Annotated in this window: 17 protein-coding genes and 1 pseudogene; 8 read left to right on the plus strand and 10 right to left on the minus strand. The window is 70.6% G+C overall.

Features of this window, described 5'->3' with window-relative positions; genetic code table 11:
• The first annotated feature begins 167 nt into the window (after window positions 1-167).
• Window positions 168-515, plus strand: coding sequence for a metal-sensitive transcriptional regulator (locus B9S57_RS15120; RefSeq protein ID WP_103516089.1), 348 nt, complete (start codon window positions 168-170; stop codon window positions 513-515).
• A gap of 21 nt (window positions 516-536) precedes the next feature.
• Here B9S57_RS15120 and B9S57_RS15125 read toward each other — a convergent pair whose 3' ends face one another.
• Both B9S57_RS15125 and B9S57_RS15130 read right to left on the minus strand, forming a co-directional pair.
• Window positions 537-746, minus strand: coding sequence for a hypothetical protein (locus B9S57_RS15125; RefSeq protein WP_181011349.1), 210 nt, complete (start codon window positions 744-746; stop codon window positions 537-539).
• A gap of 100 nt (window positions 747-846) precedes the next feature.
• Window positions 847-1734: a hypothetical protein gene (locus B9S57_RS15130; protein WP_181011352.1), complete on the minus strand. Its 888-nt coding sequence runs from the start codon at window positions 1732-1734 to the stop codon at window positions 847-849.
• Window positions 1735-1886: 152 nt separating this feature from the next.
• Between B9S57_RS15130 and B9S57_RS15135 the strand changes: the two genes are divergently transcribed.
• Window positions 1887-2075, plus strand: coding sequence for a hypothetical protein (locus tag B9S57_RS15135; protein ID WP_103516091.1), 189 nt, complete (start codon window positions 1887-1889; stop codon window positions 2073-2075).
• Here the strand turns inward: B9S57_RS15135 and B9S57_RS15140 are convergent.
• From B9S57_RS15140 to B9S57_RS15165, 7 genes are all read right to left on the minus strand, one after another.
• Window positions 2072-3457: a tetratricopeptide repeat protein gene (locus B9S57_RS15140; RefSeq protein WP_258036393.1), complete on the minus strand. Its 1386-nt coding sequence runs from the start codon at window positions 3455-3457 to the stop codon at window positions 2072-2074. The genes B9S57_RS15135 and B9S57_RS15140 overlap by 4 nt on opposite strands.
• Window positions 3384-4169: an ATP-binding protein gene (locus B9S57_RS35460; protein ID WP_258036394.1), complete on the minus strand. Its 786-nt coding sequence runs from the start codon at window positions 4167-4169 to the stop codon at window positions 3384-3386. Before B9S57_RS35460 ends, B9S57_RS15140 begins: the two co-directional genes overlap by 74 nt.
• Window positions 4170-4393: 224 nt before the next feature.
• Window positions 4394-5125 carry a phosphatase PAP2 family protein gene (locus B9S57_RS15145; protein ID WP_103516092.1) on the minus strand — a complete coding sequence of 244 codons (732 nt, stop codon included), beginning with the start codon at window positions 5123-5125 and terminating at the stop codon, window positions 4394-4396.
• 301 nt (window positions 5126-5426) lie between these two features.
• Window positions 5427-6416, minus strand: a complete 990-nt coding sequence (locus B9S57_RS15150; protein ID WP_103516093.1) for a bifunctional lytic transglycosylase/C40 family peptidase — start codon at window positions 6414-6416, stop codon at window positions 5427-5429.
• 115 nt (window positions 6417-6531) lie between these two features.
• Window positions 6532-6852, minus strand: a complete 321-nt coding sequence (locus B9S57_RS15155) for a hypothetical protein (RefSeq protein ID WP_258036395.1) — start codon at window positions 6850-6852, stop codon at window positions 6532-6534.
• 236 nt (window positions 6853-7088) lie between these two features.
• On the minus strand, window positions 7089-8885 hold the full coding sequence (locus B9S57_RS15160) for an alpha/beta hydrolase (RefSeq protein WP_103516095.1): 1797 nt from the start codon (window positions 8883-8885) through the stop codon (window positions 7089-7091).
• A complete protein-coding gene (locus B9S57_RS15165) occupies window positions 8882-9253 on the minus strand; it encodes a hypothetical protein (RefSeq protein WP_103516128.1) in 372 nt (123 codons plus the stop codon). The genes B9S57_RS15160 and B9S57_RS15165 overlap by 4 nt, the downstream gene beginning before the upstream one ends.
• Window positions 9254-9555: 302 nt before the next feature.
• Here B9S57_RS15165 and B9S57_RS15170 point away from each other — a divergent pair, with 302 nt between their 5' ends.
• Both B9S57_RS15170 and B9S57_RS15175 read left to right on the plus strand, forming a co-directional pair.
• A complete protein-coding gene (locus B9S57_RS15170; RefSeq protein ID WP_103516096.1) occupies window positions 9556-10182 on the plus strand; it encodes a histidine phosphatase family protein in 627 nt (208 codons plus the stop codon).
• A gap of 105 nt (window positions 10183-10287) precedes the next feature.
• Entirely contained in the window at window positions 10288-11865 is a 1578-nt protein-coding gene (locus B9S57_RS15175; protein WP_181011350.1) for an adenosine deaminase, read from the plus strand.
• A 92-nt stretch (window positions 11866-11957) separates the two neighbouring features.
• Here the strand turns inward: B9S57_RS15175 and B9S57_RS15180 are convergent, their stop codons facing one another.
• Window positions 11958-12419 (minus strand): ATP-binding protein, encoded by a 462-nt coding sequence (locus B9S57_RS15180; protein ID WP_103516097.1) that lies wholly within the window; start codon window positions 12417-12419, stop codon window positions 11958-11960.
• A 214-nt stretch (window positions 12420-12633) separates the two neighbouring features.
• Between B9S57_RS15180 and B9S57_RS15185 the strand changes: the two genes are divergently transcribed.
• The 4 genes and pseudogenes from B9S57_RS15185 to B9S57_RS35465 all read left to right on the plus strand — a co-directional run.
• On the plus strand, window positions 12634-13485 hold the full coding sequence (locus tag B9S57_RS15185; RefSeq protein ID WP_103516098.1) for a Scr1 family TA system antitoxin-like transcriptional regulator: 852 nt from the start codon (window positions 12634-12636) through the stop codon (window positions 13483-13485).
• Window positions 13486-13495: 10 nt separating this feature from the next.
• Window positions 13496-13684, plus strand: a complete 189-nt coding sequence (locus tag B9S57_RS15190) for a DUF397 domain-containing protein (RefSeq protein ID WP_103516099.1) — start codon at window positions 13496-13498, stop codon at window positions 13682-13684.
• Window positions 13677-13904, plus strand: coding sequence for a DUF397 domain-containing protein (locus tag B9S57_RS15195; protein WP_103516100.1), 228 nt, complete (start codon window positions 13677-13679; stop codon window positions 13902-13904). Before B9S57_RS15190 ends, B9S57_RS15195 begins: the two co-directional genes overlap by 8 nt.
• Window positions 13905-13969: 65 nt before the next feature.
• Window positions 13970-14080, plus strand: a pseudogene (locus B9S57_RS35465) (phosphatase); the annotation flags it as partial.
• Window positions 14081-14084 lie beyond the last annotated feature (4 nt).

Here is a 14084-nt window from a genome sequence, read left to right on the forward strand (position 1 = left end):
CCGGCCACGGCTAACCGGCGTTCTTCAGTGTCGCGCATCGGGCACAGTGATCAGCACGGCCCCCCGGTCACGTTTCGGCTGGATTCGTTACGATATACCCGGCAGGGGTATACAGACGGCACAGAACGGCACGCTCCCCGCAGGCCACGAGGACAACGGAGGACCGCATGACCACCACCGAGGCCACCGACGCAGCCGGTGAGGACGCGGTCGTCACCGACCACGACCGCGGAATCCACGGGTATCACCATCAGAAGGAGGAGCACCTCAAGCGCCTGCGCCGCATCGAGGGCCAGATCCGCGGCCTCCAGCGGATGGTGGACGAGGACGTCTACTGCATCGACATACTCACCCAGGTATCGGCCTCCACCAAGGCCCTGCAGTCCTTCGCGCTCCAGCTGCTGGAGGAACACCTCCGCCACTGTGTGGCGGATGCCGCACTCAAGGGCGGCGAGGAGATCGACGCGAAGGTCGAGGAGGCCACCAAGGCGATCGCCCGCCTGCTGCGTACCTGACGGCGGCCCGGAAGGGAGCGGTCATCCCCGGTGGCGGGCCTGCCGGGGGATCGTCGGCGCCGACTCGGCACCGCCCGCCCCGACGTTGAGCACCTCGTCGATGCGGTCGGGGCTCAGCCGCTCCTCGAGCGTGTCCGCCGCCGCGATCATGAGCTCCCCGCACAGTTCGATCTCGGCGAGAGCCACACGGTCCTGAGCGTGCGGAGCGCTGAGCGTCACCACCTGCGTCACCTCTCTCTGCCGTCGCCGACTCCCTGGCGCACCGACTCCCTAGCGTAGGGAGCGCGGCACGCACCGCGCATGGCACGGACGGACCATTTCGGCCCCCTCCCTACGGCGCTTCCGGGCCACTACGGCCCTGCCGGACCCTCCCGGTGTAGATGTCCGCGTCGGGCGGCATCTCCACGGAGACCGGCGCCCCGAAGTCGTGGAGGAGCAGGGTCGACACCACCGCCACCGCGGGACCCTCGGTCGCGAAGGTGAAGCGGTGGCGGACCTTCCGCAGCAGGCCCTCGTCGTCCAGGTAGGCGTCGAAGTGCACCGCGTCCGTGCGGAACCCTTTCGCCGCGGCGGTCAGCGCACCCCGCGAGGCCGAAGAGGCCGCCCGCGCCGCCCGCCCGAGGTCCGCGGTCCCCCGGTAGTGCCGGACCGGAACCCCGGCCAGCTCCGTCCGCCCGACGTACGTCACCGTGCCCGCGCCGCGCAGGAGCTCGGCGGCGGCCGTCGGATCCGTCACACCGCCGGTGACGAGATTGCCGTCCTCCAGGGCCGTCGTGTCGATCCGCACCCACTTGTCGTCGGGCACACCGGCGCCGCGGTTCTTCATGTACAGCGCCCCGGGGGCCAGCAGCTCCGTGATCGGCCGGTGCCCGTCGGCACCGGCGGCGTCCTTCGGCAGGAGCACCTTGATCCGGCCCAGCTGCCTGCGGAAGTCGTACGCCCCCTGGCCCCTGATCGTCACCCGGGTCCCGCCCGCCGCGGTCTCCATCGACGTATGCGTCTCGGCGCTGCCCGCGCCCACCAGCTCCTCGGCAGCCCTCCGGACCACGGCGGCCGGATCGCCCGCCGGCCCGTCCTGGGCGACCGCGCGCCGGCCCGCTCCGTCGCTCCCGCCGGCGCCCGCGCCGGAGCACCCGCTGCCCACAGCCATCACGCCGGCGACGGCCAGGGCGCACACAGCCAGTGCCCCGCCTCCGGACCTCTGCTGCTGCACCACCATCGCCTGCCAACCCCCAACGACGTACATCTGGCCGAGTTCCCGCCCGCCCCGCCTAACGACGGCCGGGGCGCCCCGTCACGCCGCCGGGCCCCTTCAGGAAGCCGATCGGCCCACTCCCCGGCGCCCCACGGCCTCCCCAGTACCGTGGACGTGTGCCTCAGGACCCCTCGGACTCGCCCGTCCACAGCGCCTCCCCGGCCCACAGCACCACCACCGTCGAACGCGGTTCGTTCTGCATCGCCCGCTGCAGCTGCGGCTGGTCGGGCGCGGCCCGGCGCTCCCGTGACCGGGCGCGCACGGACGCGGCGGACCACCTCACGCCCCCGGGTGCTGCCCGCTAGAGCATCGCCCGCAGCCGCGTCAGGACCGACTCGACGCCCGGCCCCGCCTCCGGGAGGACCTCCCGGAGAAACGTCAGGTCCTCGATCGTCTCCCCGACCGGTCCCGCCCCGGGGCCGAGCTCGGCGAACGCCCGGCACCGTGCGACGGGCAGGGCGTCGTCAGACCGGCCGTCGTCAGGCAGAAGACAGGAGAGGACGAGCAGGCCCTGGTACGCGTCCACGGTGCCGCCGCCCTCCCCGGCAGCGGTGAAGAGGCGCCGGGCGCACGCGAAGCGCGCCTCCGCCCCCTGGCCGTCGCCCGACACCCTCAGCGCGAGGCCGTACAGCATCTGGTTCCAGCCGTCCTCCGGATCGACCTCGACGGCCCGTACGCAGTCGGCGCGCGCCTCCTCGTACCTGCCCATGCGCAGATACGTCCGGGCCCGGGCGCACAGGGTCCAGTCGGAGAAGGGATCGATCCCCACGGCGTGGGTCAGATCGGCGAGGGCCTCCTCATACCGCCCGAGCGCCTCGTACAACTCACCACGACTGCCGGCCGCGAGGACGTATCGGGGGCTGATGTCGAGAGCACGCGTGTAGTCGGCGAGTGCGTCCTGCCGGCGCCCCACGGCCTCGTACACCTGAGCCCGCTTGGCGTAGGCCCAGGCGTACTGCGGGTCGATGTCGAGGGCGCGGGCGAAATCGGCGAGAGCCTCCTCGTACCGCCCCAACCGCTCGAACAACTCCGCCCGACTCCCGAAGGCCCACGCGTACAACGGCTCGGCCTCGACGGCACGCGCGTAGTCCGCCAGAGCCTCCTCGTACCGCCCGGCCCCCTCGAACAACTCCGCCCGGCTCCCGAAGGCCCACGCGTACAACGGCTCGATCTCCAGGGCGCGGGCGTAGTCGGCAAGGGCGTCGTCCTGACGCCCCATCGCCTCGTGCACCCGCGCCCGGCTCGCGTACGCCCACGCGTACTGCGGATCGAGCTCGACCGCACGGGCGAAGTCGGCAAGGGCCTCCTCGTAGCGGCCCGACCGTTCGAAGAGCTGCGCCCTGCTCCCTACGGCCCACTCGTAGAGCGGATTGATCCCGATGGCCCGGTCGTAGTCGGCCAGGGCCTCCCCGTCCAGGTCCATCGCCTCGTACACCCGCGCCCGGCTCGCGTACGCCCACGCGTACTGCGGATCGAGCTCGACCGCACGGGCGAAGTCGGCAAGGGCCTCCTCGTGGCGGCCCAGATTGCGGTGGGCGTCACCGCGGCTGCCCAGCGCGATGGCGTAGCGCGGGTCGATCTCCACCGCACGGGTGCAGGAGGCCACCGCCTCCTCATGACGGCCCAGCACCCGGTAGGTCTCCCCGAGTCCCGCATGGGGGCGTGCCTCGTCGGGTGTGAGGGCCACGGCCGCCACGCAGTCCGTTCTCGCCGAACACGATGTCGTGCAGCCACACGTCGAGCACCGGCCCGGTCCGCTCGTACACGTCGAAGAACAGCACCACCCGCTCGCAACGCTCCGCGACGTCGGCCAGGTCCTCCAGGAAGACCGGGGCGAGGACCGCCACCGGATTCATCACCAGCCGCACATCGTCGTGGCTGCGCAGCCGCATGGTGAGGGCGGCCCGCACCCGGTCCGCACCCAGCGCCACCTGCTGCGGATCGACGGCGCCGACGAACGCCCCGATCCCGGGCACCATGCCCAGCCCGACCAGCCCCACCTGCGCCGCGACCGTGCTCGACGGCGAGGCGGCGACCGCGGCGTCGCCATCCGGGCCCCCCAGGGGATCGGGCTGCGGTGCGGGGAGCGCGCTCCCGGCCTGGTGGCGGTGCTGCCGGTAGGTGGCCAGCTGCCTGTCGAACCGCTTCAGCGGATGTCCCTGCCGGCCCAGCCGCGCGCTGACCGCCTCCATGGCCTCCACCGCGTCGTGCACCTCGTCGCCCACGAACGCCGTCACGACGGAGGGCTGCGCCAGCGCGGCGGTCTCCCACTGACGGACCAGGGTCGACTTGCCCACGCCTGCGTTGCCGCGCACATGGAACAGGAAGGGGAAGTCGGCCCCCTCGGGGTCCCTGGCGAAGGTCTCCCGGAAGGCCGCCAGCTCACCGCGGCGGCCCACGAACCCGGTCCGCTCGCCCCGCCGGTTCACTTCCTGCCGTGACGGCCGCCGACCGGCCACACGCACCACCCCCGATCGATCCCCGGACATGATGCCCCGCCACTGCCGGAGCGTCACCGGACCGATCGAAGTCAGCCATTCTCACGGAACCCGGCCGGAACACACGTGAGGGGTGTCCCGGCCGGGACACCCCTCAGGTCGTCTCACGCAGTGGACCGCTCCGGCTATGCGGCAAGGTCCTTCTCGCCCGGCGCACCGCCGCGACCGGACTCCCGGCTCGGCTCGGGGATCCCGCGCGACCCACCCTGTCCGCCGGCCGCCGCGGAGGCGCCGCCCGAACGGACGAGCCGTCCGACGACCCCGGCGCGGGCCACGGCCCCCACCAGAGGCGTCAGCAGCATCATCGCCAGCGGGGCGAGCAGCAGGGCGACAGCCGTACCGAGGGCGAAGCCGCCGATCACGTCGGTCGGATAGTGCACGCCCATGTAGACGCGGCAGAAGCCCTCCAGGAGCGCCAGCACGATCGCGACCAGGCCGAACTTCCTGTTGGCCACGAAGAGGCCCACGGCGATCGCCATCGCCATCGTGGCGTGGTCGCTCACGAAGGAGAAGTCCGTCTTGCCCTGCACCAGGACTTCGAGTCCCTTGTGGTCGAAGAACGGACGCGGCCTCTCGACGAAGCCCCGGATCGGGATGTTGATGAGCAGGGCGATCCCGGCGGCGAGAGGCGCCCACACGAGCCCGGCAACCGCCGTCACCGAGTCCTCGGTCGTCCCGCGTCGGCGCACGCTCCACCAGCACCACAGGACCGCCAGGACCATGGCGAACATGATCCCGAATTCACCGACGAACTCCATGACCCGGTCGAACCAGGTCGGAGCGGCCTTCGCCAGCCCATTGATGTCGTAGAGCAGGCTGACGTCGGGGTTCGACCCATCGAGTGCGAGTCCAGCCATCTGCTGCGGCCCCTTGCCTTGTCTGCTGCTGCGGCGCACAACGGCGTGCGTCGCCTTGGTCTGACCCCCGTGGTCGGTGCGGATTCAGTGCCGCGTCACGCCATGATGCCGTCACGCCCGACTGGTCTGGGCAGTCACGCATGGTCACGTGCGCATGCTGTCCCAGTCCAGGGAACGGCCCGTCAGCTCTCCGCGTTCCGCTCTCCACCGAATGATCACCATGACGTTATCGAAGAGTGACTCATCGTCGCAGCTCAGGGCCCGGGCTTCACGGAGAGTTCCGGCCACGGCCGACTGACTGTCAGCTTTCCGGGAGCGCGGTGGGCAACGCCGCGGCCCCGTCCTTCGTGACCCTTGTCGCACCGAAGTAGTCCGGGGTGTCGATCTTGTCGAAGCGGATCACCGCGCCGGTGAACGGCGCGTTGATCATGTACCCGCCACCGACGTAGAGCCCCACGTGCCGGATGGCCCGCGAGTTGTTCAGATCGTCCGAGAAGAACACCAGGTCGCCGGGGAGAAGCTCGTCCCGGGAGGGGTGCGCCCCGGCGTTGTACTGGTCATTGGCCACACGGGGCAGTTCGATGTCGACGGTCCGGTACGCGGCCTGCGTCAGCCCCGAACAGTCGAACCGGCCCCCTTGGTCGGCGGTCCCGTTGCCACCCCAGAGATACGGGGTGCCGAGCTTCTTCTGCGCGAAGTAGATCGCCCCGGCCGCCTGCTGCGAGGGCTTCACCCGGCCCACCGGTTCGGCGAAGCTCTTCTCCAGGGAACGGATGATCTTCACGTAGTTCTGCGTCTCGCTGATCCCCGGCACGCCACCCGACTGGATCACCCGGTAGGCGCCCGCGTTGTACGCGGCGAGCATGTTGTCGGTCGGGTCGCCCGGCACCTTCCTGACGTACCCGGCGAGCTCGCAGTCGTAGGACGCGGCGGACGGAATCGCGTCGGCCGGATCCCACACGTCCCGGTCGCCGTCCTTGTCACCGTCGATGCCGTGCGAGGCCCAGGTCCCCGGGATGAACTGCGCGATGCCCTGTGCGGCGGCATGGCTCTGGGCGCGCGGGTTCCAGCCGCTCTCCTGGTACAACTGCGCTGCCAGAAGGGCGGGGTTGATGGCCGGACAGAGATTGCCCCACTTCTCCACGATCGGCTGATACCGCGCCGGAACCGCCCCCTTGGCCAGCCCCACGGCCCCGCTCGCCCCGGAGATCCCGGCAGCGGCGGAGTACGTACCGACGACGAGCAGGGCGATGAAGCACAGGCCCAGCCCGATCCCACCGCCGACGAACACCCAGTATTTCCGCACACCCCAACCATCCCCCATTCGGACGGGGTTCACGACGCGATTCGCTGGTGTGTACGGGTGGATGGAGGCATGAGGGGGCGTCAGGGGCGGCTACGGGGGGTCAGGGGGCGCCGGCGGACCAGAAGGACGAGCGGATGTTGGGGCGGGGGATGTTCTCCATGCCCTCGTAGGTGGGGGCGGTCGCCGGGGTGGTGGACTCGGCCACCTCGGACTCTTCTACGCAGGGGGTGTCGACCTCGAAGAACACCTGCCCCTCGCCTCCGACGATCAGGCTGACGCCGAACCCGTCCTTGGTCTGGGCGAAGATCGCCGGGACGTCGGGATCGTTGTTGATGGATTTCATCTGGTACCCGCTGGTGCGCCAGTAGCGATCCACTACACCGAGGAAGCTGCCCCTGCGTTCGGCGGAGACGATGGTCATCACTGCGCGCCTTCTGGTTACGTCGCAGCTTCCGACACTGGTCGTGTCGTGCGTCCACTTCACCTCTGGATCGACATGCCCCAGAAGGCCGTCCAGAATATCATCTGCCCGCTCCGCAGCTTGCTGCATATTCATATCTGGCCTTTCAGCCCCACCAAGTGAGGAAATATTGCGCGCGCAGCCCGCGAGCGACGCGAAAAAGATCACAACGGCGACCGAAGTAGACATTTTGCGCACTATCGATACTCCTGCGTATTGATCTTCTCTGAACGCCCTGCTGCAATCAGGGAGATGTTGTGAGTCGATGCCGCATCTCGCTTCGGATCGAAATACTGAGAATGTGCAGCGATGGACGGCCCGATGCCACCCACGGCCCCAGGCCCATCATCAACACGGAAGCGTCTGGCGCCGAATGCCTCGCTCGCCGGGTCCTTCCCGAACCAGAGGTCGTCGTCGCCTTGGTCCGCAAGGTCTCCCGCAACGTAGACCAACGGGCTGGACACGGCGGCCACCACCGCACCAACCGCCACCTGCTGCTTCGATGGCAACTTCGTCACCACATCATTTTCTGCGGCCCCCACGAATACGTGTTCCCGGCCTACTCCTAGGTCTTCAGCACGATCGACACCCACTCCGGGGCTCCCGACCAGAACGATGTCGTCAACCCCGGGAATCCCATCGCCTTGCTGAGTTGCCGCACCTACAGTTCGCGACCCGTACGAGTGCCCGATAGCCGTAAGATGGGGATCTTGGTTCTCATTCGTTGCGACCAGGCCAGCGGTAAATTCGTTGAAGTGCTTCCCACCTTCGGTCGCTCTGCCATCGCCAGCCACAGCCAAACTACTGAAGCCGTCAATACCTTGCGGCGCGTCGTACCCAAGCCAGGCGATTGAAGCACTGGAGGGATCGTGAAAGCGAGTCCCCTTCGCAGTATCCAAGGCTCGCTTCAAGTCGTTCTTCGCGAAGTCCTCATCCAGCGAAGTGTTCAATCCCGGCACGTACGCCGCAACATTCTTCGCCGTATCCGGGTTCCCGTAAGAGACGATCGCTCGCCCGTTCCCCTCGTCGCTGATGCCCAGGAGGAACATCGGCGGCTCCCCCGGCTTGGCCGCCGCCCCCAACTGCCGCTCGATCTCGCGCAGCCCCGCCAGCTGCGTCACCGACTTGTCGTCGTCCCGGCCCTCCAGCTTGCCGATCAGCAGCGACAGGTTGTCGCGATTCGCCGCGTCGCGGACCAGGGCAGGGATTCCGTCCAGGTTCCCGATCTGGTCCGGGTAGACCGCGAGGTACTCCTCGCGCTGTTCCTGGGTCAGCCCCGCCCACCAGTCGCGCCGTGCCGCCGGGGACGCGTCGCGCGGGATGGCGTCCCTGAGGTACGCGCCCGCCGCGTCCCGGACCTCTGCCGCGTCACCGGCCGCGTCCTTCCACGTGGAGGCCGGGACCTTCAGCCCCTCCTCCGCCTTCAGGCGGCGGAGGATCCCCGCGTACCGCCAGTCGATCTCGGCCGCCGTGCGCACCGCCCCGGTCACCCGGTCGGCGATGTCCTGGGCCTTGGCCACGTTGGGGTTCGGAGCGACCAGACCTGACGGAGGCACCAGCCCCTGGAGCCCGCTCGACGCCGCCGTGCCGCCCCGCAGCGGGGCGCCGTCGACCAGGCCCTCGCCCCCTGACGGGTAGGTCACCGACCCGTCCGCGTGGACGGTGTACTTCAGCGCGGCAGCATCGTCCAGCGCCTCCTTCAGCGCCCGCTGCTGGGTCTTCATCTCGTGGGCCAGGGAGTTCAGCGTCGTACGGAGAAGCCCGCACTCGGTGTACACGTACTGGAAGTTCCGCCCCAGCTGCCGCAGCCGTGCGACGGCCGCCTGCGCCGCCTCCCCCTCCTGCGTGTCGCGAAGCCCGGTGAGGAGCTGCTGCTCGATGCGGTCCCGGGCCGCGTCGGCCCGGTTGCTCGACGTGCCCCACCCGTCGGCCGCGCCCTCCAACTCGGCGCATTCCAGGTCCCGTAACTGCGCCCACGTCAGCGTCGACCTCACCGCCCCTCACCGGCGCGGGGGACGGGAACCGCAGCCAGGGACGACCTGACGGCCTCGTCGGTGGCGCCCTGTGTCCGCGCGACGGCCCGCAGACTCGCCGCCAGGCTTCCGCACTCGCTCTGCGCGGCCTGGAACCGCCGCTCCCAGGACTCCCGTACGGCCTTCAGCTCGGCAAGGGCGGTGAGCCGGCCCGCCCCCGCCATGAGCCCCGCGTGCGCGAGGGACAGCTCGCTCCGCACCGGCCCCAGGTGGGTCACCAGCTCCTCCGCACCCCCGGCGGCCCGCAGCCACGGCCCGTCGCTGTGCTTCAGCTGCGGTCCCTGAACGCCCCCGCCCGTCGGCCCCGCCGGATCACTCGGCTCGCGCATGACGGCCACACCACTCACCCCGTTCCTCGACCACGGAGCGGCACTGTGTCAAAGGCGGCCGAGCCGACACGCCGGAGCGGACCGGCCTGACGAGCCGGATCCCGGCCCCCGCAAGGGAGGGCGGGCGCCGACATCACCCGAACGCGCGACGCCCGGACCGCACGCCTCGTCTCCCCTCCCCGGTGATCACAGGGCCCCACCCGGAACCACATGTGCGCGATGCACCGTCCACCAGGGCACCAGGACACCCGCAGGAGGCCCGACCGGGCACTCCCCGACCGACCCAAGGGAGACGGCCACTCATGACCGCGGCCAGCACCCGGTTTCTCTACGTAGCCCGGCACGGCGAGGCGAGCCCCGACGAGACCGAGTTGACCGAGCGGGGCCGACAACAGGCTGCCCTGCTCGGCGAGCGGCTCCGCGGAGTTCCGCTCTCCACCGTCCACCACGGGCCCCTCCCCCGGGCCTCGCAGACCGCCCGGCTGGTCCATGAGCAGCTCGGCCGGGACGTTCCCCTGGCCGTCTCGGAGCCGGCCGGCGACCACGTCCCGTACGTCCCGCGCCGGGAGGAACTCCCGGCGGAGTCGGCGGACCGGTTCCTCGCGTTCGTGGAGCAGTTCCCGGAGGCCGAACGCAGCCAGGGACCCGAGCTGGCGGCCGCCGCGCTGGCACGGTTCACCGGGCCCGTGGAGGGTGACGAGCCGCACCACGAACTGCTCGTCACACACGCCTTCCTGGCCGCCTGGCTGGTACGGGACGCCCTCGACGCCCCGGCTTGGCGCTGGTTGGGCCTCAACCACTCCAACGCGGCCCTGACCGTCATCCGTTACTCCCCCGGCAGGCCCGCCGCCCTGCTCATGGTGAACGACATGGGCCACCTCCCTGAGGATCTCCGCTGGACCGGCTTCCCCCCGGAGCTCCGGGTCTGAACCGGGCGGCCGGTCGTCCCTCGTGCGGATGCTTGTCCCTCGTGCGGATGGTTTACGTGGCGACGCCCACGCGGTCCCCCGTGGCGCGGCCCGCACTTCGTGATCATGCGGGGCGTGATCTCCGTATACCGCGACACAGCGCGCGTCCACCGGCTGTTGATGGCCGCAGGACTCGCCGCGGCGGCCCTCGCCGCCTCCCTTCCCGCCGGGCCGAACGCCCGGGCCGCCACCCCCGCAGCCGTACCGCCGCCCCGGCCGGCCACGGCCGCCGAGACCCGCACCACCGCCTGGCTGGACACCCACACGGAGGAGGCAAGCCGGTTCTTCCGGGACCTCCCCAAGGGCGGTGACCTGCACAATCACCTCTCCGGTGCGGTACGGACCGAGTACCTCGTGCAGCTCGCGGCGGACGACGGCCTCTGCATCGACGCCACGATGACCGCCGTCGCCCCACCCTGCGGTGCCGACACACGGCCGGCCGCCGAAGCCCTCACGGACGCAGACTTCCGGCAGGAGGTCATCCGGGCCTGGTCCATGCAGGACTTCCCGCAGGGCGAGTCGGGACACGACCACTTCTTCGCCACGTTCGGAAAGTTCGGCGCCGCTACGTCGCACCGCGGGAAGATGCTGGCCGACGTGGCGGGCACCGCCGCGGCACAGAACCAGACCTACCTGGAAACCATGGTCAGCCCCGCGTCCGCGGGTGCCAAGCAGCTCGCGGCGGACGTCGGCTGGGAAGCGGACCTGGCGGCCCTGCACCGCAAGCTGCTCTCCGGCGGCCGCCTGGACCAGCTGGTGACGGCTGCGAAGCAGGAGGCCGACACCGCCGACGCGGAGTTCCGCCGCACCGCCCGCTGCGCGACCACGGCCCCCGATCCGGCGTGCCGGATCACGGTGCGCTGGGTCTCCCAGGTGTCACGCAACAGCGCCCCGGAGCGCGTCTTCACCCAGATCGCCCTGGGCCTCCGACTCGCCGAACGCGACCCGCGGTTCGTCGCCGTGAACCTGGTGCAGCCCGAGGACGGCGAGATCTCCCTGCGCGACTACCGCCTGCACATGCGCATGCTGAACCACCTGCACGGCGTCTACCCCCGCGCCCACATCACCCTGCACGCGGGCGAGCTCGTCCCCGGCCTGGTGAAGCCCGAGGACCTCACCTTCCACATCGACGACGCCGTACGCACCGGCCGGGCCGAACGCATCGGTCACGGCGTCGACCTCGTACAGGAGGAGGACTGGCGGCGCCTCGCCCGTGACATGGCGCGCCGCCAGATCGCCGTCGAGGTCCCCCTCACCAGCAACGCGCAGATCCTCCAGGTCGAGGGCGACGAGCATCCGTTCCCGGTGTACCGGAAGTACGGCGTACCCGTGGTGCTCTCCACCGACGACCCCGGGGTCTCGCGCGGCGACATCGGCCAGGAGTACCAGCGGGCGGCCCGCACCTACGGGCTCGGCTACCCGGAGCTGAAGGACCTGGCCCGGGCGTCCCTGGAGTACGCCTTCCTGCCGGGCCGCAGCCTGTGGCGTGCCGACCCCGTGCGCCAGGGCTTCCGCCCGGTCCAGGAGTGCCGGGCACCCCGGTCGGACCGCTGTGCCCGCTTCCTGGCGGACAGCCCGAAGGCCCGGCTGGAATGGGACCAGGAGCAGTCCTTCCGCACCTTCGAGGCCCGCTACACCGCCTGACCCGTCCTCCGGGGTGGCGCGGGACGACCGGCCGCGTCGCCTCGGGGCGCCGTGCGCAGGGCCGAGTGCCGGAAGGGAACGCGGACCGCCCGTCACGACGGACCGTCCCACGGACGGTCCTGAATCCCTGCACACTCCACCCAGAGGACTTTGCCGCCCTGCCCCGGCAGACCGCCCCTGATGGGATACGCGCCCCAGCTCTCCGCGCACTCCCGTACGAGCTGCAGCCCACGCCCCCGCTCGGCCAGCGCGCCCGGCTCGCTCACGGCCCCGCCGCCGAACGGGTCAGGAATCTCCGGGTTGCTGTCCCACACGCCGACCCGCACCCGGTACCGCCCGGCCCCGCGCAGACGCAGGGAGTACGGCCCCGAGGAGTGCCGGTACGCGTTGGTGACCAGCTCGCTCGCAAGCAGCTCGGCGGTCTCGACGAGGTCCCGCATGCCGTGCACCAGCAGCACGGTCCGCAGCGTGGCCCGCGCGATCCCGGGACCACGGGGATCCTGCGGAAGTTGGAGGGTGTACGCCCAGGGCGGCGTTACGGTGGCCAGAGCCATGGAAGTCTCCGTTCACGGAGGAGTGTTGGGATGTACGTCTCGCATGGCCCGGTGACGTGGCCGCTCCGTCGAGCGGGGTACTTCCGGGCCGGGTGGCCTGGCTCAGACACTAGACTCACGCAAGTATTACTTGCACCAATTGCCCGCAATCTTTAACCCGAACCACTCGTGCGAGTGACACACCGGAACGCAGTTGACCCCAGGGGGAGTTCAGTTGGCAGGCAGGGCGGCACCCACTGCACGTCGTACGCGGCTGGGCGCGGAACTGCGCAAGCTGCGCGAGCGCGCCGGGCTGACCACGACGCAGGCGGCAGACCTCCTCGGTACGAGTGCTGGGCAGCTCAGCAACATAGAGGTGGCACGGTTCGGCGTCAGTGCCGATCGCGTCCGGGTCGCGGCTCACACGTACTCCTGCACGGATCAGGCCCTCATCGAGGCCTTGGTCGACATGACAGGAGACCGCAAGCGCGGTTGGTGGGAGGAGTACAGGGAGATCCTGCCGCCGAAGCTCCTCGATCTCGCAGAGATCGAGCACCACGGCACCGGCCTGCGGGCAGCGCACAGCATGCACATCCCGGGCCTTCTCCAGACTGTCGACCACGCGCGGGCGATCTATCGGCAGGCCGTGCCCGAGATCTCGCCGCCGGACATCGAGCACCGCGTCTCGTACCGCGTGAAGCGACAAGCCGTCCTGTACCGGGAGGACGCCGTTCCGTACCGCGCCTTCATTCACGAAGCCGCCCTGCGGATGCGATTCGGTGGACCAGCTGTCGCCCACGCACAGCTCCGCCATCTGCTCGAAGCAGGCGAGCGCTCCCACGTCTCCATCCGAGTGATCCCGTTCTCCGCTACGGACTACCCAGGTTCCGGCCAGTCCCTGTACTACGTCGTGGGTCCGGTCCCTTCTCTCGACACCGCCCAGCTCGATCAGTCGCACGGGCCGGTGTTCATCGACTCCGAGGCGCAACTCGCCCAGTACCGCATGCTGCTCGGACGCCTCGACGCTGTCGCACTGCCGACGGAGCAATCGCGAGACCTCATCCACGCCATCGCACAGGAACTGTGAGGGAACGAAGATGACCGCGCCCGACTGGCAGAGGTCCTCCTACTGCGCGCAAGGGGAAGCCTGCATACACATCGCCGCCGACCAGGGATCGGTGGCCCTCACCGAGAGCGGTGACCCCAGCGGCGCGATACTCCGGACCAGCCCGGCCGCCCTGGCCGCCCTCATCCGCACCGTCAAGGAGACTCCGGGACGTGGCTGACATCCCCGCCGGCCTCGTCTGGACCCGCGCCGCCCCCGAGGACGTGGAGGGGCCCGGGCCCTGGATCGAGATCGCGTTCGGCCCGGACGACCTCGTGTACCTGCGCGAGACCGGCGCCCCCGCGACGGTGGTGACCACCACCACCGAGAAGTGGGAGGCGTTCGCCCAAGGGGTCGCGGCCGGCGAGTTCGACCACTTCGCCGGCGCGCACGCCGTCTGAGGCGCGTCACAGCAGTACTCGTGCACGGGCAGCGGACGTGTCCGCCGGTCTCACGCGCATCGAGGTCGGCCTGGGTCGCGGCCGGCAAGAGTGCCTTATACGTCACCGACGGCGGCGACCTCTCCGGGAGCGTGCACGTCGCCGGCGGTATCGCTCTGCGCCGGGCCGCCGTCTGCCGTC

It is taken from the genome of Streptomyces sp. SM10, from assembly GCF_002910915.1.
Taxonomy (GTDB): domain Bacteria; phylum Actinomycetota; class Actinomycetes; order Streptomycetales; family Streptomycetaceae; genus Streptomyces.

What these genes read in the sequence shown, in the direction of transcription:
- B9S57_RS15120 (WP_103516089.1), top strand. Translation starts at nt 168, where the DNA reads ATGACCACCACCGAGGCCACCGACGCAGCCGGTGAGGACGCGGTCGTC.
- B9S57_RS15130 (WP_181011352.1), bottom strand. Translation starts at nt 1,734, where the DNA reads ATGGTGGTGCAGCAGCAGAGGTCCGGAGGCGGGGCACTGGCTGTGTGC.
- B9S57_RS15145 (WP_103516092.1), bottom strand. Translation starts at nt 5,125, where the DNA reads ATGGCTGGACTCGCACTCGATGGGTCGAACCCCGACGTCAGCCTGCTC.
- B9S57_RS15155 (WP_258036395.1), bottom strand. Translation starts at nt 6,852, where the DNA reads ATGACCATCGTCTCCGCCGAACGCAGGGGCAGCTTCCTCGGTGTAGTG.
- B9S57_RS15165 (WP_103516128.1), bottom strand. Translation starts at nt 9,253, where the DNA reads ATGCGCGAGCCGAGTGATCCGGCGGGGCCGACGGGCGGGGGCGTTCAG.
- B9S57_RS15170 (WP_103516096.1), top strand. Translation starts at nt 9,556, where the DNA reads ATGACCGCGGCCAGCACCCGGTTTCTCTACGTAGCCCGGCACGGCGAG.
- B9S57_RS15175 (WP_181011350.1), top strand. Translation starts at nt 10,288, where the DNA reads ATGCGGGGCGTGATCTCCGTATACCGCGACACAGCGCGCGTCCACCGG.
- B9S57_RS15180 (WP_103516097.1), bottom strand. Translation starts at nt 12,419, where the DNA reads ATGGCTCTGGCCACCGTAACGCCGCCCTGGGCGTACACCCTCCAACTT.
- B9S57_RS15190 (WP_103516099.1), top strand. Translation starts at nt 13,496, where the DNA reads ATGACCGCGCCCGACTGGCAGAGGTCCTCCTACTGCGCGCAAGGGGAA.